Below are 19,486 nucleotides of genomic sequence, written 5' to 3' on the forward strand. Positions count from 1 at the left end.
AGACCCTGCCCCCCGTCAAGATGCTCACCAGCGGTCTCCAGCACGTGGCCGCGATGTACGCGGGCGTGGTGGCCCCGCCCCTGATCGTCGGAGCGGCCGTGGGCCTCTCCGGCACCGAACTGACGTTCCTCACCGGGGCCAGCCTCTTCACCGCGGGCCTCGCCACCTTCCTCCAGACGCTGGGCGTCTGGAAGATCGGCGCCCGCCTGCCGTTCGTCAACGGTGTCACCTTCGCCGGTGTCGCCCCCATGCTCGCGATCATCGACACCACCGAGGACAAGGCCGACGCCCTTCCGGTCATCTTCGGCGCGATCATCGTCGCCGGACTCATCGGCTTCGTCGCCGCGCCCTGGTTCTCCCGCCTCGTGCGGTTCTTCCCGCCGGTCGTGACCGGCAGCGTCATCACCCTCATCGGCGTCTCCCTCCTCCCGGTCGCCTTCGGCTGGGCTCAGGGGCCCGATCCCAAGGCGTCCGACTACGGCTCGATGACCTTCCTGTCGCTCGCCGGCATCACGCTCGTCGTGGTGCTGCTCCTGCGCCGGTTCACGCGCGGCTTCCTCAAGCAGATCGCCGTTCTCGTCGGCCTGGTCATCGGCACGCTGATCGCCATACCGTTCGGCGTCACCGACTTCTCGCCGGTCGCCGAGGCCGACATCGTCGGTTTCCCGTCCCCCTTCCACTTCGGCGCCCCCCAGTTCGCCGTCGCCGCGATCATCTCCATGTGTGTGGTCATGCTGGTCTCCATGACGGAGTCGACCGCCGACATGCTGGCGCTCGGCGAGATCGTTGACCGGCCCGCCGACGAGAAGACCATCGCGGCCGGACTGCGCGCCGACACCCTCGGCTCCGCCATCAGCCCGTTCTTCAACGGCTTCATGTGCAGCGCCTTCGCGCAGAACATCGGCCTGGTCGCCATGACCCGGATCCGCAGCCGCTTCGTCGTCGCCTGCGGTGGCGGCTTCCTGGTCCTGATGGGCCTCTCGCCGGTCGCCGCCTCGCTGATCTCGGTCGTGCCGCGACCGGTGCTCGGCGGCGCGGGAGTCGTCCTGTTCGGCTCGGTCGCCGCCAGCGGCATCCAGACCCTGGTCAAGGCCGGCCTGGAGAAGGACAACAACGTCCTGATCGTGGCCGTGTCGCTGGCCGTCGGCATCATCCCGATCACGAAGCCGGAGTTCTACCACTCCTTCCCGGAGACGGCGAAGATCATCCTGGACTCGGGCATCTCCACCGGCTGCGTCGCCGCCGTCCTGCTCAACGTGGTCTTCAACCACCTCGGCCGGCGCAAGGACGACGACCAGGTCACCGCGCCCATGGAGCCCGGCGAGGAGATCTCCGGGACCCGCGAGGCGAAGGCGGCGCACGTCCACTGAGCCCCGCCGTCCCGCCCCCGGCCGCCCCGGTCCCCGCGCACGCCGCGGAGGCCGGGGCCGTGGTGCTGATCAACCCCAACACCTCCACCGCCACGACCGCGATGATGACCGGCCTCGCCCGGCGGGCCCTGGGACCGGACCGCCCCGTCCGGGGCGTCACCGTCCGCCGCGGGCCCGCCGTGCTCACCGATCCCGAGGCCCTGCGCGCCGCCGCGCCGCAGGTCCTGGCCGCCGGCATCCGGGCCCTGGCCGGCGGCGACTGCGCCGGGCTCCTCGTCGCCGCCTTCGGCGACCCGGGCCTGGACCTGCTGCGCGCGGCGGCCCCCGTCCCCGTGGTGGGCATCGGTGAGGCGGCCCTGCGGGAGGCCGCCGCCGACGGCACCCCGTTCGGCATCGCCACCACCACCCCGCTCCTCGCCGACGCGATCACGGCGCGCGTCACCGCCCTCGGCCTCGCCGGCCGGTACACGGGCCTGCGCCTGACGGCGGGCAGCCCGGAGCGGCTCTCCGCCGACCCGGCCCTGCTGCTCGACCGCCTGGAACGGGCGGTGCGCGCCTGCGCCGAACGGGACGGCGCCCGGGCCGTCGTCATCGGCGGAGGTCCGCTCGGCGAGGCGGCCGAGAGCCTGCGGCCCCACCTCCCGGTCCGGCTGGTGGCCCCGATCCCCGCCGCCTGCCGCGCGATCACGGCGATGGCGCTCCGCCTCTGAACCCCTCCGGACGCCACGGGAGCCCCCTCACCGTTCCAGGGCGATGCGGCGGTGGCACTCCTGCGCCAGAGCCGGGTACGCCGCGGCGATGGCCTCGTACAGGCGCCGGTGCAGGAGCCGCCGGGCCTCCCCGCGCGCCCCGTCCCCGTACAGGCCGTCGAGCAGCGACTCGTACCGGGACAGGGCGTGCCGCAGATAGCTCACCTGCCAGCGGACCAGCGCCCCGGGGCCCGGGGCGGCGCCGGCCGGGGCGCGGACGGCCAGCAGGCGGCGGTGGCGCACCGCCCGCCGTTCCAGCTCCGGGCCCGGCAGCCGGGGAACCTCGATCGGCGCCGCGCCGATGGCGGCGAGCACGGCGGCCCGGCGCCGGTCGGCGAGCGCCACCGAGGCCGCCGACCTCGCCCCGGCGACGGCCGCCGCCCCGGCGAACTCCGGTGTCCGCTCCACCGCCTCCACCCGGGCCAGGAGGTACAGCCGTACCGGCGTGAGCGAGAAGCGGCGCGGGTCGCGCCCCTGCACGTCCGGGGCGCCCAGCAGCTCCCGCACCATCGCGTCGGTCCAGCCCCGCCGCCGTACCCCGGCCTGGCTCAGATAGGTCGTACGATCCGTCACCGCTCCCCCTCGGTCGATTACACAGAGTGACGATTCCAGTGAAGCGCACCCCACTGACAACGGCCCTCTTGCCCCGCCCCGCCCCCTCGTGGGATATAGGTCCAGACCATTCCGACGGAGGGAGGCCGTCCCGTGCGACGCCCGCTGGCCACACGCCTGTCGACGCTCCTGACCCCGCTCCTCGCCCTCGCGCTCGCCGCCTGCTCCGGCCCCGCCGCCCCGCCGCCGGACACCCGCGCCCCCACCGCCCCCACCGGCCTCACCGCCACCTCGGGCAGCGCCACCACCGTTCACGTCATGTGGAGCGCGGCCACCGACGACCGCGCCGTCACCGGCTACGTGGTCCACCGCGACGGCCGCCCCGTGAAGGAGCTGCCCGGCACCTCCCTCATGACCGACGTCGTCGGCCTCACCCCCGCCACCCGCCACACCTTCACCGTCCGCGCCCGCGACGCCGCCGGAAACGTCTCCCCACCCAGCGCCACCGTCTCCGTCACCACCCTCCGCGCCGCCGCCGAGGACCGCACGCCCCCCACCGCCCCCGCCTCCCTGCGCGCCACCGCCGACGGCTCCGGCGCCGCCGTCCTGACCTGGACACCGGCCCGCGACGACACCCGCGTCACCGCCTACGACGTCCACCAGGCCGACGTCCGGATCCACACCGCCCCCGGCACCGCCACCACCGCACGCGTCACCGGCCTGCGCCCCGGCACCGCCTACTCCTTCACCGTCCGCGCCCGCGACGCCGCCGAGAACACCTCGGCCGACAGCCCGCACGCCGACCTCACCACCGCCCCCGCCCCCGGCGCACCCGCCAACACCGCCCCCACCGGCCTCGCCGCCACCTCCGCCCGCGGCGCGATCACCCTCACCTGGACCCCGCCCCGCACCGGCCGCCCCGTCACCCACCACGAACTCCACCTCGACGGCCGCTTCGCCACCACCATCGTCTGGGGCGCCGCACCACCCGCCGGCCGCGCCACCTACACCTTCACCGTCCCCGACCCCCCGGGCACCCGCCACACCCTCACCCTGCGCGCCCGCCTCCCCGACGGCACCTGGGGCGACTTCTCCGCACCCCGGACCGTGGTGGTGCGATGACCCTGCGCAGGCGCGCGGGCGCACCCCGGATCTACCCTGGGAGCGTGGCCGAGACCGTTCTGACCAACACCGGACTCGACAGGTTCCTCGCCCTCCTCGACGGGAAGCCCGAGCACCGCGAGCCCGCCTTCGCCCGTGCCGCCGAGGCGGTCCTGGGCCTGCTGGCCGTGCGCGGCGCCGACCGCACGAGCGGACTGCCCGAACCGACGCCCGCCCTCGTCCGGCACCTCCTCCTGGAGGACCTGCCCACCTTCGTGTCCGCGGCACCCGACGAGCTCGCCGCCTACCCGGCCGTCCTCGGCGAACTGGCCGGACGGTTCGACGAGGAGCTGCGCGAACGGATCGCCGCCGCCGTCGACGAGTGTGCCCCCGACTTCGAACGCGCCATGCGCGACCCCGGCAACCTCACCTGGCACCGCTGGTACGCCTCCCTCCTGCGGTCCTGCGGCGCCGACCTCACCGACCCGGAGGACGTACGGGGCCGGCTCGGCTCGCTCGACGGCGCACCCCTGCCCGACGGGGCGCGCCGCGCCGACCTGATGGCCCGCACCGCCCTCGCCGACGTCCTCCTCTCCGAGGCCCTCACCCGGGCGTACGTCCGGGACGCCGGGGCGCCCCCGCCCACCGGCCCGCTCCTCGACGACCACACCGTCGCGGCCGGCATCGGCGGGGTGGCCGCCGCGCTCCTCGACCGGTGGACGGCGGCCGGGCTCGCCGAACAGCTCGCCGGACCCTACGCCCGGTTCGCGCCCGGCCCCGACGCCTTCCCCCATCTGGCCCTGGCCGACACCCTTCTGGGCGAGCACCTCGACTACTACGGCGACCCCTCGGTCCCCGTCCCCCCGCCGCCCGCGATCGAACCCGGCCCCATCGAGGAGGACGCCGACGCCCTCACCGCCGCCGTGGAGGACCTGGCGCGAAACGGCCCGGGAGTCCTCGGGGGCGAGGCCGCGCACCTGCTGTACGCGAGCTACCAGCGCGGCAGCACCCCGGAGTCCGTCGCCCGCAAGGCCGCCGAGTACGAGGACTGGTCCGTGGACCCGGCGCTGGAGGACCTGCCCGTCACCGTGCCGGACGAGGCCCCCGCCGCGTACCGCACCCCGCCCCTGCCCGAGCTCGTGCGGCTCCTCGGCCTCCCCGCGCCGAGCGAGGCCGACCGGGCCCGGCTCGACGGCCCGGCCCGCGACCTGGCCGCCGTCGTCGACCGGCTCGCCGCCACCGGACTGGTCTTCCGCACCGGTGACGCCTTCGGGCTCACCCCGCGCGGCGCGGGAGCCGTCCGCTACCTCCTGAGGGTGCGCGGAGTCGCCGCGCCCGACGCCGCCGAGACCGCCGGGTGGAGTGCGCGGACCCTGGTCGCCGCGTCCGCCGGCTGGCCCGCGCCCGCCGCCGCGCGCGTACTCGCCGGCTGGCTCCACGCGCGCGTGGACACCGCACACGCCTGGTCCGAGCTGCTCTCCGCGCTCGGCACCGTCCACGCGGGCACCCCGGACGCCGCCGCCGTACGCGGCCTGTTCGGGCTCCTCGACACGGGCACGGCCCCGGCCGACGCCCTGCGCGGCGCCCTCGGTGACCCGGTCGTCGGCGCCCGCGCGTACGAGGCGCTGCGCGCCCGTGGCGAGCCGGCCGACCATCTGCGGGTGCCCACCTCGGCGAAGGCGCTGCGGGTCCTGGACCACCTGCCCGGCAAGAAGGGCCCTTTGGAGTCGCGGCGCGCCGCCTTCGACGAGGCGGCGGCCGCCTGGCCGGGCGGCTCGGCCGCTCTGGTCCGGGCGATGGCCGAGGCGGACCGCCCCACCGCCGAGCGGGTCCTCGGCCCCCTCGGGATCAGCCTGCGGTGAGGTACATGCCCGAGGCCCCGGCGCCCGCCGTGTTGCGGCAGCTGTGGTTCCCGGTGGGCGTGGCGTGGATCAGGGCGAGACAGCGGCCGAGGGCCTGCTGCCCGTAGAAGCCGGGGTGCATCGACTCCTGCACGAGGCCCTGGGTGCTCTGGCTGTCGATCCACCGCGCCCATTCGCTCGTGGCGGCCGAGGGCGGCACCGTCGAGGTGACCTGACGGCTCGCCTTCGCGCACACCTCCCGGCCCTGCAGGGCGTCCCGCAGGTCCATGAACTGCACGCCCTTGGCGACCGCGACCTGCTTCAGGCGGCCCGCGATCTGCGGAACGAGGGAGTCACGGGCCCAGTCGGAGTCGGCGTTCCAGAAGGGGCAGCCGCCGGTGTTGGTGCGCGCCCAGCCGCTCTCGGCGTACCGGTTCTCCGCGGCCCGGGGGATCGGGGAGGGGTACGACTGGAGCACGATCCGGTAGTCGGAGGCGGCGTAGCCGGCGCCGGTCATGACCGCCCGGATCTCGTCGACGGACCGTCCGACGTCGGCCATCACCCCGTCGATCTTCGCGTCGACCTCGGCCTGCTGGTCGTCGTGGCAGTAGGAGTACCAGACGATGTAGTCGGTCGCGCAGGTGCTGATGATGTCGGCGAAGCCCAGGTCGTTGCCGCCGATGGAGAGCGCGATCAGCTTCACGTCGTGGGAGGCGGCGACGGCGGCCAGCTGGTCGGCCTGCGGCGCCTCGCCCTTGTAGGGCTGTCCGCCCCGCGAGGCGCGGAAGACGTTGGCCGTGGTGGCCCCGGAGCAGGCCAGGTTGACGAGCGCGGAGGCGATCGGCCCCGCGCTTCTGACCTCGGAGGAGTCCGAACGGTGGCAGCCGCCCGCAGTCGCGCCGTACACCCGCGACGGGTCGTAGCCGCTGCCCGTCCAGGCCCGGTCGGTGCCGTTGCGGCTGCCGGTGTTCGTCAGGCTGTTGCCCTGCCAGCGGCCGGCCTCGCCGGAGATGTAGCTGTCGCCCATCGCGACGACGGCGGTCGGGCCGTTGCCGGGGGAGGCGTGGGCGGCGGGCGCCGCGGCGGAGGCGAGCCCCGCGGCGGTGCAGAGGGTGGTGCACAGAGCCAGGAGTCCGCGCAGGGCGCGGCGGGGGGACGAAGGCATGACGGGGCTCCTGCGGTGCGCAGTGACGTGGGGGACGACCGCCGGCCGGTGGCATGGCGGAATCTCGCACGGCGTGGCTTGTTACCGCTAGGTAGCTGCGTATCTCGGTTGCGTCACGGCCCCTGTGACGCGCCAGGGCCCCGCCGTCCGGTGGTGTGCGCCACCGGACGACGAGGCCCTGGTCGGATGCTGTTCGGCCGCTGTGCGGGTCAGCCGACCAGCTGCTCGTAGGCGGGCAGCGTCAGGAAGTCCGCGTAGTCCGCGTCGAGGGAAACGTGCAGGAGCAGGTCGTGCGCCTGCTGCCACTTGCCGGCCGCGAAGGCCTCCTCGCCGATCTCCTCACGGATCGCGGCGAGCTCCTCGGCGGCGACCTTCCGGGCGAGTTCGGGGGTGGCCGTCTCGCCGTTCTCGAAGACCACGCCGGCGTTGATCCACTGCCAGATCTGCGAGCGGGAGATCTCGGCGGTGGCCGCGTCCTCCATCAGGTTGAAGATCGCGACGGCACCGAGGCCGCGCAGCCACGCCTCGATGTAGCGGATGCCGACCTGCACGGCGTTGCGCAGACCCTCGTACGTCGGCTTCGCGTCGAGCGAGTCGATGGCGATGAGGTCCCCGGGCGCCACCGAGACGTCCTCGCGCAGCCGGTCCTTCTGGTTCGGCCGGTCGCCGAGGACCGCGTCGAAGGAGGCCATGGCGATCGGGACCAGGTCCGGGTGGGCGACCCAGGAGCCGTCGAAGCCGTCGCCCGCCTCGCGGTCCTTGTCGGCCTTGACCTTCTCGAAGGCCACCTTGTTCACCTCGGCGTCCTTGCGGGACGGGATGAAGGCGGCCATGCCGCCGATCGCGTGCGCGCCGCGCTTGTGGCAGGTGCGGACGAGCAGTTCGGTGTACGCGCGCATGAACGGGGCCGTCATCGTCACCGCGTTGCGGTCCGGCAGGACGAACTTGGCGCCGCCGTCACGGAAGTTCTTGACGATGGAGAAGAGGTAGTCCCAGCGGCCCGCGTTGAGACCGGCTGCGTGGTCGCGGAGCTCGTAGAGGATCTCCTCCATCTCGTACGCGGCCGTGATGGTCTCGATGAGGACCGTGGCGCGGACGGTGCCCTGCGGGATGCCGACGTAGTCCTGGGCGAAGACGAAGATCTCGTTCCAGAGGCGGGCCTCCAGGTGCGACTCCGTCTTCGGGAGGTAGAAGTACGGGCCCTTGCCGAGGTCGATCAGACGCTGGGCGTTGTGGAAGAAGTAGAGCCCGAAGTCGACGAGCGCGCCGGGCACCGGGCGTCCGTCGAAGACCAGGTGGCGCTCCTCCAGGTGCCAGCCGCGCGGGCGCATGACGACCGTGGCCAGCTCCTCGGCGGGCTTGAGGGCGTACGACTTGCCCGAGCGCGGGTCCGTGAAGTCGATCTTCCGGGTGTACGCGTCGATGAGGTTCAGCTGCCCCAGGACGACGTTCTCCCAGGTGGGGGCCGAGGCGTCCTCGAAGTCGGCCAGCCAGACCTTCGCGCCGGAGTTCAGCGCGTTGATCGTCATCTTGCGGTCGGTGGGGCCGGTGATCTCGACGCGGCGGTCGTTCAGGGCCGCCGGGGCCGGCGCGACCTTCCAGGAGTCGTCGGCGCGGATCGCCGCGGTCTCGGGCAGGAAGTCCAGGGTGGACGTACGGGCGATCTCGGCGCGGCGCTCCGCCCGGCGGGCGAGCAGCTCGTCCCGGCGCGGGGTGAACCGCCGGTGCAGCTCGGCGACGAAGGCCAGCGCCGCCTCGGTGAGCACCTCCTCCTGACGGGGCAGGGGCTCGGCGTTGACGACGGCCAGGGGGGACGGCGCTGGTGCGGACATGAACTGTCACTTCCTTCAGCGGACTTCGCGGGCGGTGCCAGGCGGCCGCCGGGCGTCACGCGAAGGCACGGAGTGCCGCAGGCGCCGAGATACGGCCGCAAGCGCCGTCAGAGGTATCAGGCGCTTCTGAACAGTGGATACTAGTTTCCTCATAGTGGAAGTTCAATGGTTTGTTGATGTCGAGATTCTCCGGATCGACAGAACGTGGCGCTCCGTGCCACACCGTGGTCGCCCCGCGCCGGCGGTCAGCCCTCGAGCCGCGCCAGATCCGCCTCCGTGTCGATGTCGTAGGGCTCCGCCACGTCCCCGCACTCCACCAGTGCGACCGCCGCCCGGTGCGCCGCCAGGTAGTCCCGCGCCCCCCGGTCGCCCACGGCCGTGTCCCCGATCCCGGCCCATCGGTCCGCGCCGAACAGCACCGGATGCCCCCGCCTTCCCTCGTACGAGGCCGCCACCAGCGCGTCCCGCGCGCCGTACGCCGCCCGGACCCGGGCCACCGCGGCCGCCCCGATCCCCGGCTGGTCCACCAGCGAGACGAGCGCCGCGTCCACCCCGCGCGGATCGGCCGCCAGCGAGGCGAGCCCCACCCGCAGCGAGGACCCCATCCCCTCCTCCCAGTCCGGGTTCTCCACCAGCACGCACCCGGGCAGCTCCGCCCGCTCCCGTACGGCCCAGGCCGCCGCGCCCAGGACGACGTGCACCACCTCGCAGCCGCCCGCGCGCAGCACGGCCACCGCGTGCTCGACCAGCGGCCGGCCCCGGTGGGGGAGGAGGGCCTTGGGGCGCCCCCCGAGCCGCCTGCCACCCCCGGCGGCGAGCAGCAAGCCCGCGACGAGCGGGGGGCGTTCGGCGGGCGGGGCGGGCTGTCGGTCATCCGCGGTTGTCATGGGTCCTGCATACCCCATCGGCGGAATGACACGGTCGCCTGAATTCCCGCCTCGAAGGGTGGCGCGCGGGGTGGCGAAGGAGTTTACTGGCCCGACTCCCGGCGTCCGGCCGCCGTTCGGCGGGCCGGCCCGGCGCGTGGGGTACTGCGCACACCGTCGTGCGAGGGGGGAGAACCATGTTGCGAAGTGGCGTGGGGCAGAGGCGAGTGACCGGCGAGGGTGTGGATCCCAGAGTGGCCGAACTTCGGTCCGCCGTCTCCCGGCTCCGGCGCGAACTCGCCGTCCACCGGGCCGACTTCGCCGACCGTGGCATAGCCGAGAACGAGCTCGCCGCCCTGGACGCCATGGCGGTCGGCGGCACGCCCGAGGTACGCCGGCTCCGCCGCTCCCTGCTGATCGTCGCCGGCTCGCTCGGCTCCGTCAGTGCCCTCGCCGGCGGCCTCGCGGCCGTCCGCCACGCCGTCGAACTCTTCGGCCCCCCGCCCCCTGAGGACCGCCCGACGCGCTGAACGCGGCCGCGGGCCGCGCGGACGGGCACGCCGGCTCCCTCAGCTTCGAGCCGCCCCGGCAAGGCCCGGAGCCGGGCCCGGGAGACAGGGGGAGCGGGCCGCGGGGCCGTACCACCGGCCGCGCGGGCGGAGGGGCCGCGTGCGGGACGTACCGCCGCGCAACCGCCGCGACGGCTCCCTGCGGCCGAGACCGGGTCCCGAGCAGCGGCCCCGGCACGTAGCCCCCCAAGGGCGCGCGGCCGCCGGGCCCACTCAGCCGTCCGGGGGCAGGCGTCCCCGCCGGTCCGTCAGCGTCGGATCAGGCGCCGGGCGCGGGCCGCCGCCACCGCCGCCGTGCGGGAGTCGACGCCGAGTTTCGCGAAGACGTGCACCAGGTGGGACTTCACCGTCGCCTGGCTCAGGAACAGGGCCTTGCTGATCTGCTGGTTCGACAGGCCCTCGCCCACCAGCTGGAGCACCTCCAGTTCGCGCTTGGTCAGGGCCTGCGCGGGTGTCCGCATGCGGTCCATGAGCCGGTGCGCCACCGCCGGGGCGAGGGCGGACTGTCCGGCCGCCGCCGTGCGCACGGCCGCCGCCAGCTCCTCGGGCGGCGCGTCCTTCAGGAGGTAGCCCGACGCGCCCGCCTCCACCGCCGCCAGGATGTCCGCGTCCGTGTCGTACGTCGTCAGGACCAGCACCTTCGGACCCCCCGGCAGCGCCGTGACCGCCGCCGTGGCCTCCACGCCGTGCATGCCCGTCCCGAACTGGAGGTCCATCAGGACCACGTCGACGCCGCCCGCCGCCGCCAGCTCCACCGCCCGCTCGGCCGTCGCCGCCTCCGCGACCACGGCGAAGCCGGGTTCCGTGGCGAGGACGGCGCGCAGCCCGGCCCGTACCACCGGATGGTCGTCGGCCAGCAGGAGCCGTACGGTCATGTGCCCACCTCCTCGGGAAGGGGCAGCGAGACGGCCACCGCCGTCCCCTGCCCGGGCGCCGACTCGACCGTGAACGCGCCGCCCAGCGACCGCGCCCGCGACCGCATCGCCGGCAGGCCGAAACCGCCCTCGGAGGAGGGCCGCACCGCGGCGGGGTCGAAGCCGCGCCCGTCGTCCACCACGTCCAGCGTCACCGAGCCGTCCATGAACGACAGGGTGATCTCGGCGCGCGAGGCACCGGCGTGCCGCACCGTGTTCGCCAGCGCCGACTGCGCGATCCGCAGCAGCGCCACCTCGTACGGGGTCGGCAGCGCGACCGGCGTCCCGCTGACCGAGAACCGCACCCGCGGACCCGCCCCCGGCGCGCAGAGCCGCTCCAGCGCCGCCGCCAGGGAACCGTGCTCCAGGTCCGGCGGCGCCAGCGCCCGCACGAACCGCCGTGCCTCGGCCAGATTGTCCTGCGCCGCCCGCCGGGCCCGCTCGATGTGCCCGGCGGCCGGCGCGTCCGGCGGCAGCGCCCGCTCGGCGGCCCGCAGCAGCAGCTGGATCGAGGACAGCCCCTGCGCCAGGGTGTCGTGGATCTCCCGCGCCAGCCGCTCCCGCTCGGCGAGCGTCCCCGCGTGCCGCTCGGCCGCCGCCAGCTCCTCCCGGGTCTCGATCAGCTCCTCGATCAGCCGCCGCCGGCGCTCGCTCTCCCGGTACAGCGCCTGGTACCCGAGCACCGTCGCCACCGCCACCGCCGCCCCCAGCAGCGGTCCGATGAACACCCCCGGGTTGAGCGCGGCGCCGTGCCCCGCGTACGAGACGATGGCCGCGGCAGCCGTCAGCGCGACCGACGGCAGCGACCGGCGGACCGGCAGCAGGTGCAGCTGGAGGAAGTACAGCGGGAACGCCACCCACAGCGCCTCCGGCGTGACCCAGAGCAGCGCCAGCCACGACGCCCCGAGCAACGCCAGCCACACCCCGGCCGCCCGCCGCGACGCACGCACGGACGGCAGGAAGGAACCGGCCGCGTACACCGCCCCGGTGACCACCGCGAGCGCCGTCCCCGCCGTGTCCGACCGCACCCCCGCCAGCACCAGCAGCCCCGCCATCAGCAGATGCAGGCAGAGGCGCAGCACGCGCAGCGCGGGGGTGAGGGCACGGGGATCCATGATCTCCCAGCGTAGGCGGCGCACGGCCGCGCGGGCTCAACCGAAAGTTTGATCGTGGAGCCATCCGGGGCGCGATGCCCGCCGGGCGTCGGCGGACCAGGCTGGACGGCATGTTCGTGGCATGGAGAGACCTGAGATTCGCCCGGGGACGGTTCGCCCTCATGGGGGCCGTGATCGTCCTGATCACCCTGCTCGTGGGCCTGCTGTCCGGGCTGACGGCCGGACTCGCGCGGGAGAACGTCTCCGCGATCACCGGGCTGCCCGCCGACCGGCTCGCCTTCGCGGCACCAACGCCCGGCCAGGAGGTCTCCTTCACCCGTTCGACGGTGACGGAGGAGCAGTGGCGGCGGTGGGCCGAACGGCCCGGCGTCACCCGGGCCGCCCCGCTCGGCATCCGTACCACCGACGCCCGCGCGGGGGACCGCGCCGCCGCCGTCAGCGCCTTCGGTACGGAGCCGGGCGCGGGCCTCGCTCCCGGTCCCGTCGCCGCCGGCCGGGCCGTCCTCTCCACCTCCGCCGCCGCGGAACTGGACGTCACCGCCGGGGACACGGTCCGCCTCGGCCCCTTGGAGCTCACCGTCGCCGCGGTCGCGGGCGACGCCTCGTACAGCCACACGCCCGTCGTGTGGACCTCCCTCGCCGACTGGCAGCGCCTCGGCGCGACCGGCACCGGGCCGGGCGGCGGGGGATCCGGCGGACGGGGGGCCGGGGAGCGGGCCACCGTCGTCGTCCTCGCCGGCACCGGAGCCGACTGGGCGGCCGGCGACACCGCCCTCGGCACCCGGACCGGGACCGTGGACGAGGCGCTCACCGCCATCGGCTCCTACCAGGCCGAGAACGGCTCCCTCCAGATGATGCGCGCCTTCCTCTTCGCCATCTCCGCGCTCGTCATCGGGGCCTTCTTCACCGTCTGGACGATCCAGCGCGCCGGTGACGTGGCCGTCCTCAAGGCCCTCGGCGCCTCCACCCCGTACCTCCTCAGGGACGCCCTCGGCCAGGCCGTCCTCATGCTCACCGCCGGAACCCTCACCGGCACCGCCCTCGCCGCCGGTGCCGGGGCGCTGATCGCGGGCGGGGACGTGCCGTTCGTCCTGGAACCGCTCACCGTGCTCGGCCCGGCCGCCGTGATCACCGTCCTCGGGGTCCTCGGCGCCGCCCTGTCCGTCCGGCGGATCACCGCCGTCGATCCCCTCGCCGCCCTCGGGAGCGCCCGATGACCCTCGTCCTCGACGACATCACCCTCACCTACCCCGACGGTGACGGCCGCCTGACCGCCCTCGACTCCGTGTCCCTGGAGGTCCCGGCCGGCTCCCTCACCGCCGTCGTCGGTCCTTCGGGCTCCGGCAAGTCGAGCCTGCTCGCGGTGGCCGCGACCCTGGTCACCCCCGACCGGGGCGGGGTCCTGGTGGCCGGTGCCGACACCGGCGCGCTCTCCCCGGCCGCGCGGGCGGAACTGCGCCGGGACCACATCGGCATCGTCTTCCAGCAGCCCCATCTGCTGCCCTCCCTCACGGCCCTGGAGCAGCTCCAGCTGATGGCCCATCTGGCGGGGCGCCGGCCGAAGGAGGTACGGGAGCGGGCGCGGGACCTGCTGGACGCGGTCGGTCTCGCGGACCGGGCGGCGGCCCGCCCGCACCAGCTCTCCGGGGGCCAGCGGCAGCGCGTCAACATCGCGCGGGCCCTGATGAACGACCCCTCGGTGCTGCTGGTGGACGAGCCGACCAGCGCGCTCGACCACGAGCGGGGAGCGGCGGTGATGGACCTGATCGCCGGCCTGACGGCCGAGCGGGGAACCGCGACGGTTCTGGTCACGCACGACCGGACCCACCTGGCCCGCGCCACGCGCACGGTCACCGTCCACGACGGCCGCCTCACGGCGCCCGTGGCCGCCTGAGCACACGCGCGGGCCCGCCCTCCCGGAGTGGGACGGCGGGCCCGCGCGCGTGCGCCGGCGCGTTACGAGGCGCCGTTGGCGGCGGTGTTGGCGAGGGCCGTGGACAGCTCGCGCGCCACCTGCTGGAGGATCGGGACGATCTTCTCCGTCGCCGCCTCCGTCACCCGGCCCGCGGGCCCCGAGATCGAGATCGCCGCGGCCGTGGGGGAGTCGGGCACCGGCACCGCGAGGCAGCGGACCCCTATCTCCTGCTCGTTGTCGTCGACGGCGTAGCCGGTCACGCGGACCGTCTCCAGGGCCGCCAGGAAGCCCTCGGGCGTGGTGATCGTCTTCTCCGTGGCGGCCGGCATGCCCGTACGGGCGAGCAGCGCGCGCACCTCCTCGGCCGGCGCGTGGGCGAGCAGGGCCTTGCCGACGCCCGTCGAGTGCGGCAGCACCCGCCGGCCGACCTCGGTGAACATGCGCATCGAGTGCTTGGACGGCACCTGCGCCACGTAGACGATCTCGTCACCGTCGAGCAGCGCCATGTTGGCCGTCTCGCCGGTCTCCTCCACGAGCCGCGCCAGGTACGGGCGGGCCCAGGTGCCGAGCAGGCGGGAGGCGGACTCGCCGAGCCGGATGAGCCGTGGCCCGAGCGCGTACCGGCGGTTGGGCTGCTGGCGGACGTAACCGCACGCCACCAGCGTCCGCATCAGCCGGTGGATGGTGGGCAGGGGGAGCCCGCTGCTCGCGGAGAGCTCGCTGAGCCCGACCTCGCCCCCCGCGTCGGCCATCCGCTCCAGGAGGTCGAAGGCACGCTCAAGGGACTGGACGCCTCCGCTCGCGGCGGCGGGCTTGGCGGCGTCGGTGGTGCTGGCGCTGGACGTCGGCACGTCAACGGTCCTTTCGAGGCAGGCGGGCAAGGCAGCAGCCTACCGGGCCACCGGGCCGGGCACATGGCCTAGGTCCGGGCGTCCGGGCCGGTCAGGGGGGTGTTTGTCCGTTGTCGGCGGCCACGTCGAGGGGTCCTGATCCGCCCCGCATGTACGGAGCTACGTTCTACTGTACGAAATATCGATTCCACTTCATGGAAACATCCAAGCGGGCCGCCCGGACGTCCCCCAGGGCAAGTGTGCCCTTGACGCCATGTCGTCCCGGGTGAAGACTCCTTCAACAGTTCGTTGAATTTCTGCTTCACGGAAGAGGAAAAGGGGTACGGGTGGACGTCAACCTGGTCCTGCGCTCGACGCGTGTCATCACCCCCGAAGGCACCCGCGCGGCGTCGATCGCCGTCTCCGGCGGGACGATCACGGCCGTCCTGCCGTACGACGCCGAGGTACCGGCCGGCGCCCGGCTGGAAGACGTCGGGGACGACGTGATCCTGCCCGGCCTGGTCGACACCCACGTCCACGTGAACGACCCCGGCCGCACCGAGTGGGAAGGCTTCTGGACCGCCACCCGCGCCGCGGCCGCCGGCGGCATCACCACCCTCCTCGACATGCCGCTCAACTCGCTGCCGCCCACCACCACCGTCGACAACCTCCGCGTCAAGCAGGACGTCGCCCGCAGCAAGGCCCACATCGACGTCGGCTTCTGGGGCGGCGCCCTCCCCGACAACGTCAAGGACCTGCGGCCCCTGCACGACGCCGGCGCCTACGGCTTCAAATGCTTCCTCTCACCCTCCGGCGTCGAGGAATTCCCCGAACTCGACCAGGAACAGCTGGCCACCTCCCTCGCCGAGATCGCCGGCTTCGGCGGACTGATGATCGTCCACGCCGAGGACCCGCACCACCTCGCCGCCGCACCCCAGAAGTCCTCCCCGGCCTACGCGGACTTCCTCGCCTCACGCCCCCGCGACGCCGAGAACACCGCCATCGAGAACCTGATCAACCAGGCCCGGCGGCTCGACGCCCGCGTCCACGTCCTCCACCTCTCCTCCTCCGACGCGCTGCCGCTCATCGCCGCCGCCAAGGCCGAGGGGCTCAAGGTCACCGTGGAGTCCTGCCCCCACTTCCTCACCCTCACCGCCGAAGAGATCCCCGACGGCGCCACCGAGTTCAAGTGCTGCCCGCCCATCCGCGAAGCCTCCAACCAGGACGCCCTCTGGCAAGGCCTCGCCGACGGAGTGATCGACTGCATCGTCTCCGACCACTCGCCCTCCACGGCCGACCTCAAGACCCCTGACTTCTCCTCCGCGTGGGGCGGCATCTCCTCCCTCCAGCTCGGACTGCCCGCCATCTGGACCGAGGCCCGCCGCCGCGGCCACACCCTCGAAGACGTCGTGCGCTGGATGTCCGAAGGCCCCGCCCGCCTCGCCGGACTCGACACCAAGGGCGCCATCGAAGCGGGCCGCGACGCCGACTTCGCCGTCCTCGACCCCGAGGCCACCTTCACCGTCGACCCCGCCGAACTCCAGCACCGCAACCGCATCACCGCCTACGCCGGCAAGACCCTCCACGGCGTCGTCACCTCCACCTGGCTCCGCGGCCGGCGCATCAACGACCGCGGCACCCTCGCCGAACCCGCCGGCCGCCTCCTCGAAAGGAACAACTGACGTGCCCGCCATACCCCGCCACACCGGTGACGCCAGCCCCTACGGAGGCGGCGACCCCTACGCCGACTACCGCACCGCCGACTTCCCCTTCACCCGGTACGCCGACCTCGCCGACCGCCGCCTCGGCGCCGGAGTCATCGCCGCCAACGACGAGTTCTTCGCCGAGCGCGAGAACCTGCTGAAGCCCGAGCCCGCCGAGTTCGACCCCGAACACTTCGGCCACAAGGGCAAGATCATGGACGGCTGGGAAACCCGCCGCCGCCGCGGCGTCTCCGCCGACCAGCCCCACCCCACCGACGACGACCACGACTGGGCCCTCGTACGCCTCGGCGCCCCCGGCGTCATCCGCGGCATCGTCGTCGACACCGCCCACTTCCGCGGCAACTACCCCCAGGCCGTCTCCATCGAGGCCACCTCCGTCGCCGGCTCCCCCTCGCCCGAGGACCTCCTCGCCGACGACGTCAAGTGGACCACCCTCGTACCGCGCACCGCCATCGGCGGCCACGCCGCCAACGGCTTCGCCGTCGACGTCGAACAGCGCTTCACCCACCTCCGCGTCAACCAGCACCCCGACGGCGGCATCGCCCGCCTCCGCGTGTACGGCGAAGTCGCCCCCGACCCGCGCTGGCTCGCCGCCCTCGGCACCTTCGACCTCGCCGCCCTCGAGAACGGCGGCCAGGTCGAAGACGCCTCCGACCGCTTCTACTCCCCGGCCACCAACACCATCCAGCCCGGCCGCTCCCGCAAGATGGACGACGGCTGGGAAACCCGCCGCCGCCGCGACAAGGGCAACGACTGGATCCGCTACAGCCTCGCCGCCGAAGCCGAGATCCGCGCCGTCGAGATCGACACCGCCTACCTCAAGGGCAACAGCGCCGGCTGGGCCGCCCTCTCCGTCGCCGCCGAAGACACCGACGACTGGACCGAGATCCTCCCCAGGACCCGCCTCCAGCCCGACACCAACCACCGCTTCGTCCTCGACACCCCCGCCGTAGGCAGCCGCGTCCGCATCGACATCTACCCCGACGGCGGCATCTCCCGCCTCCGCCTGTACGGCTCCCTCACCGAAGCGGGCGCGGCCCGGCTCACCGCCCGCCACCAGGAACTCGGCGGCTGACCCACCCCAGCCACCGACCACCGGGCAGGCACGACACCCCGCCCGGCGGCCAGAGGACGCACCGACCCGACAGCACCGGTGCGTCCTCTGTCTTCTCTCCTGGGCTCGGTTCGCCTCCGGGCGCTCGAGCCGGGCTCACGGCCCCGGCCGTGCTCGACCCGCTCGTCCCTCGCGGGCCTGCGCGCGCCCAGGTCCGTTCCCCCGGCGCGCCCTTCGGCTCACTCGCCCGGGCGACTACGCCGTGTGGCCGCCGTCCACCGTGAACTCCGCGCCCGTCACGTACGACGCCTCAGGGCCCGCGAGGAACGAGACCATCGCGGCGACCTCCTCCGCGGTGCCGAAGCGGCCGAGAGCCGTCATCGAGGCCTGCGGTCCGGCGTACGGGCCGCCCGCCGGGTTCATGTCCGTGTCGGTCGGACCCGGATGGACCAGGTTCGCCGTGATGCCGCGCTCGCCCAGCTCACGGGCGAGCGCCTTCGTCAGGCCGACCAACGCCGCCTTGCTCGTCGCGTACAGCGTGCCACCCGGCCCCGGCACGCGGCCGGCGATGCACGAACCGATCGTCACGATCCGCCCGCCCCGGCCCAAACGGCCGGCCGCCGCCTGCGAGGCCAGGAACACCGCCCGGACGTTCACCGCGAGGACCCGGTCCACCTCCGCCAGGGACAGTGACTCCAACGGCCCCAGCACTCCCACGCCCGCGTTGTTCACCAACACGTCCAGCCGGCCCAGCGCGTCCGCGGCCCACTCCACCGCACCCGCCGCCTCCCCCGCGTCGGCCGCGTCCGCCCGCAGCGGCAGCGCCCTGCGTCCCGTCTCCTCGATCCTGGCCGCCACCTCCTTCGCCCGCCGCTCGTCCCGCACATAGGTGAACGCCACGTCCGCCCCCTCCCGCGCCAGACGCACCGCCGTGGCCGCCCCGATCCCCCGGCTGCCGCCCGTCACCAGAACCGCCGTACCGCTCCTCATGGACATCCCGGAACCCTTTCTCTCCGCACCAAGTGGTTGCGGGTTCAAGGAAACGCGGCGGCGGGTCCGGGCGCTGGCGGGAAACGGACACCACGACCGGCACCGATGAGTTCCGCCGGGCGGCGCGGTCGGAACTTCCGGGACACGATGGTCCGGAAGAGAAAGGCACGCGCCATGGCCACCCTCAGCCTCACCCAGTTCCTCAGCCTCGACGGCGTCCACCAGGCCCCCGGCGGCCCCGACGAGGACCGCACCGGCGGCTTCGAGCACGGCGGCTGGACCGTCCCCTACGCCGACGACGACTTCGGGCAGTTCATCGACGAGGTCTTCGCCCGCCCCACCGCCTTCCTCCTCGGCCGCCGCACCTACCAGATCTTCGCGAGCTACTGGCCCCACCGGAACGACCCGGCCGACCCGGTCGCCACCAAACTCAACGCCCTCCCCAAGTACGTCGCCACCACCACCCTGACCAGTGCCGACTGGGCAGGCACCACGCTCCTGCGCGGCGACATCCCGCAGGAGGTGGCCGCCCTCAAGGCACGCACCGAGGGCGAGATCCAGTCGCACGGCAGCGGCGGCCTCGCCCGCACCCTCCTCGACCACGATCTGATCGACACCCTCCACCTCCTCGTCTTCCCCGTGGTCCTCGGCACCGGCCGGCGCCTCTTCCCCGAAGGCACCCGGCCCACCGCGTTCCGGCACATCGAGGGCCGCACCACGAGCACCGGCGTCACCATCCACACGTACGAGCGGGCAGGCCGCCCCACCTACGGCAGCTACTGACCCCGGGGGAGAGCAGCAGAGAAAGGTGTAGCCGCCACGGGCCGTGCCCGGTACGGTGAGCGCTCCACGTGCGAGCCGCCGAAGTCTCCACCCCGTCACCACCGTTGGAGCTCCGG

General features: G+C 74.2%; 18 protein-coding genes. 10 read left to right on the forward strand and 8 right to left on the reverse strand.

All coding sequences use genetic code 11. The features are described from left to right. The first annotated feature begins 20 nt into the window (after nucleotides 1-20). Both ACFY60_RS23495 and ACFY60_RS23500 read left to right on the forward strand, forming a co-directional pair. The gene (locus tag ACFY60_RS23495; RefSeq protein ID WP_345286409.1) at nucleotides 21-1,370 is read left to right on the forward strand and encodes a nucleobase:cation symporter-2 family protein; all 1,350 of its coding nucleotides are present in this window, start codon (nucleotides 21-23) and stop codon (nucleotides 1,368-1,370) included. A 59-nt stretch (nucleotides 1,371-1,429) separates the two neighbouring features. Next, on the forward strand, nucleotides 1,430-2,080 hold the full coding sequence (locus tag ACFY60_RS23500) for an aspartate/glutamate racemase family protein (protein WP_388615103.1): 651 nt from the start codon (nucleotides 1,430-1,432) through the stop codon (nucleotides 2,078-2,080). A gap of 27 nt (nucleotides 2,081-2,107) precedes the next feature. Here ACFY60_RS23500 and ACFY60_RS23505 read toward each other — a convergent pair whose 3' ends face one another. Beyond that, entirely contained in the window at nucleotides 2,108-2,692 is a 585-nt protein-coding gene (locus ACFY60_RS23505; RefSeq protein WP_388615101.1) for a hypothetical protein, read from the reverse strand. Between the two features lie 132 nt (nucleotides 2,693-2,824). Between ACFY60_RS23505 and ACFY60_RS23510 the strand changes: the two genes are divergently transcribed. Both ACFY60_RS23510 and ACFY60_RS23515 read left to right on the forward strand, forming a co-directional pair. Continuing rightward, the gene (locus ACFY60_RS23510) at nucleotides 2,825-3,793 is read left to right on the forward strand and encodes a fibronectin type III domain-containing protein (protein WP_388615099.1); all 969 of its coding nucleotides are present in this window, start codon (nucleotides 2,825-2,827) and stop codon (nucleotides 3,791-3,793) included. A 44-nt stretch (nucleotides 3,794-3,837) separates the two neighbouring features. After that, nucleotides 3,838-5,634: a hypothetical protein gene (locus ACFY60_RS23515; protein WP_388615097.1), complete on the forward strand. Its 1,797-nt coding sequence runs from the start codon at nucleotides 3,838-3,840 to the stop codon at nucleotides 5,632-5,634. Here the strand turns inward: ACFY60_RS23515 and ACFY60_RS23520 are convergent. The 3 genes from ACFY60_RS23520 to ACFY60_RS23530 form a co-directional block, all read right to left on the reverse strand. Next, a complete protein-coding gene (locus tag ACFY60_RS23520) occupies nucleotides 5,621-6,778 on the reverse strand; it encodes a GDSL-type esterase/lipase family protein (protein ID WP_388615094.1) in 1,158 nt (385 codons plus the stop codon). The genes ACFY60_RS23515 and ACFY60_RS23520 overlap by 14 nt on opposite strands. Before the next feature lie 209 nt (nucleotides 6,779-6,987). Next, complete coding sequence (gene aceB, locus ACFY60_RS23525) at nucleotides 6,988-8,610, reverse strand: malate synthase A (RefSeq protein WP_388615092.1); 1,623 nt, start codon at nucleotides 8,608-8,610, stop codon at nucleotides 6,988-6,990. Between the two features lie 245 nt (nucleotides 8,611-8,855). Further along, nucleotides 8,856-9,497, reverse strand: coding sequence for an NTP transferase domain-containing protein (locus tag ACFY60_RS23530; RefSeq protein WP_388615090.1), 642 nt, complete (start codon nucleotides 9,495-9,497; stop codon nucleotides 8,856-8,858). A gap of 176 nt (nucleotides 9,498-9,673) precedes the next feature. On the opposite strand from ACFY60_RS23530, the gene ACFY60_RS23535 reads away from it, so the two are divergent. After that, nucleotides 9,674-10,006 (forward strand): DUF5955 family protein, encoded by a 333-nt coding sequence (locus ACFY60_RS23535; RefSeq protein WP_388615088.1) that lies wholly within the window; start codon nucleotides 9,674-9,676, stop codon nucleotides 10,004-10,006. Nucleotides 10,007-10,293: 287 nt separating this feature from the next. Here ACFY60_RS23535 and ACFY60_RS23540 read toward each other — a convergent pair whose 3' ends face one another. Both ACFY60_RS23540 and ACFY60_RS23545 read right to left on the reverse strand, forming a co-directional pair. Next, on the reverse strand, nucleotides 10,294-10,920 hold the full coding sequence (locus tag ACFY60_RS23540; RefSeq protein WP_388615085.1) for a response regulator: 627 nt from the start codon (nucleotides 10,918-10,920) through the stop codon (nucleotides 10,294-10,296). Then, a complete protein-coding gene (locus ACFY60_RS23545; protein ID WP_388615083.1) occupies nucleotides 10,917-12,074 on the reverse strand; it encodes a sensor histidine kinase in 1,158 nt (385 codons plus the stop codon). Before ACFY60_RS23545 ends, ACFY60_RS23540 begins: the two co-directional genes overlap by 4 nt. Nucleotides 12,075-12,184: 110 nt before the next feature. Here ACFY60_RS23545 and ACFY60_RS23550 point away from each other — a divergent pair, with 110 nt between their 5' ends. Together ACFY60_RS23550 and ACFY60_RS23555 are read left to right on the forward strand one after the other, a co-directional pair. Then, nucleotides 12,185-13,291: an ABC transporter permease gene (locus ACFY60_RS23550; protein WP_388615080.1), complete on the forward strand. Its 1,107-nt coding sequence runs from the start codon at nucleotides 12,185-12,187 to the stop codon at nucleotides 13,289-13,291. Beyond that, nucleotides 13,288-13,968 carry an ABC transporter ATP-binding protein gene (locus ACFY60_RS23555; protein WP_388615077.1) on the forward strand — a complete coding sequence of 227 codons (681 nt, stop codon included), beginning with the start codon at nucleotides 13,288-13,290 and terminating at the stop codon, nucleotides 13,966-13,968. The genes ACFY60_RS23550 and ACFY60_RS23555 overlap by 4 nt, the downstream gene beginning before the upstream one ends. Before the next feature lie 62 nt (nucleotides 13,969-14,030). Here ACFY60_RS23555 and ACFY60_RS23560 read toward each other — a convergent pair whose 3' ends face one another. Continuing rightward, complete coding sequence (locus ACFY60_RS23560) at nucleotides 14,031-14,840, reverse strand: IclR family transcriptional regulator (protein ID WP_388615074.1); 810 nt, start codon at nucleotides 14,838-14,840, stop codon at nucleotides 14,031-14,033. A 326-nt stretch (nucleotides 14,841-15,166) separates the two neighbouring features. Here ACFY60_RS23560 and allB point away from each other — a divergent pair, with 326 nt between their 5' ends. Continuing rightward, nucleotides 15,167-16,501, forward strand: a complete 1,335-nt coding sequence (gene allB / locus ACFY60_RS23565; protein WP_388615072.1) for an allantoinase AllB — start codon at nucleotides 15,167-15,169, stop codon at nucleotides 16,499-16,501. A 1-nt stretch (nucleotide 16,502) separates the two neighbouring features. Then, nucleotides 16,503-17,618, forward strand: coding sequence for an allantoicase (alc, locus tag ACFY60_RS23570; RefSeq protein ID WP_388615069.1), 1,116 nt, complete (start codon nucleotides 16,503-16,505; stop codon nucleotides 17,616-17,618). Nucleotides 17,619-17,852: 234 nt separating this feature from the next. Here the strand turns inward: alc and ACFY60_RS23575 are convergent, their stop codons facing one another. Next, nucleotides 17,853-18,593: an SDR family NAD(P)-dependent oxidoreductase gene (locus ACFY60_RS23575; protein WP_388615066.1), complete on the reverse strand. Its 741-nt coding sequence runs from the start codon at nucleotides 18,591-18,593 to the stop codon at nucleotides 17,853-17,855. Between the two features lie 168 nt (nucleotides 18,594-18,761). On the opposite strand from ACFY60_RS23575, the gene ACFY60_RS23580 reads away from it, so the two are divergent. Continuing rightward, nucleotides 18,762-19,370: a dihydrofolate reductase family protein gene (locus ACFY60_RS23580; protein WP_388615063.1), complete on the forward strand. Its 609-nt coding sequence runs from the start codon at nucleotides 18,762-18,764 to the stop codon at nucleotides 19,368-19,370. Nucleotides 19,371-19,486: the final 116 nt, after the last annotated feature.

It is taken from the genome of Streptomyces sp. NPDC012827 (assembly GCF_042900905.1).
GTDB lineage: Bacteria > Actinomycetota > Actinomycetes > Streptomycetales > Streptomycetaceae > Streptomyces > Streptomyces gulbargensis.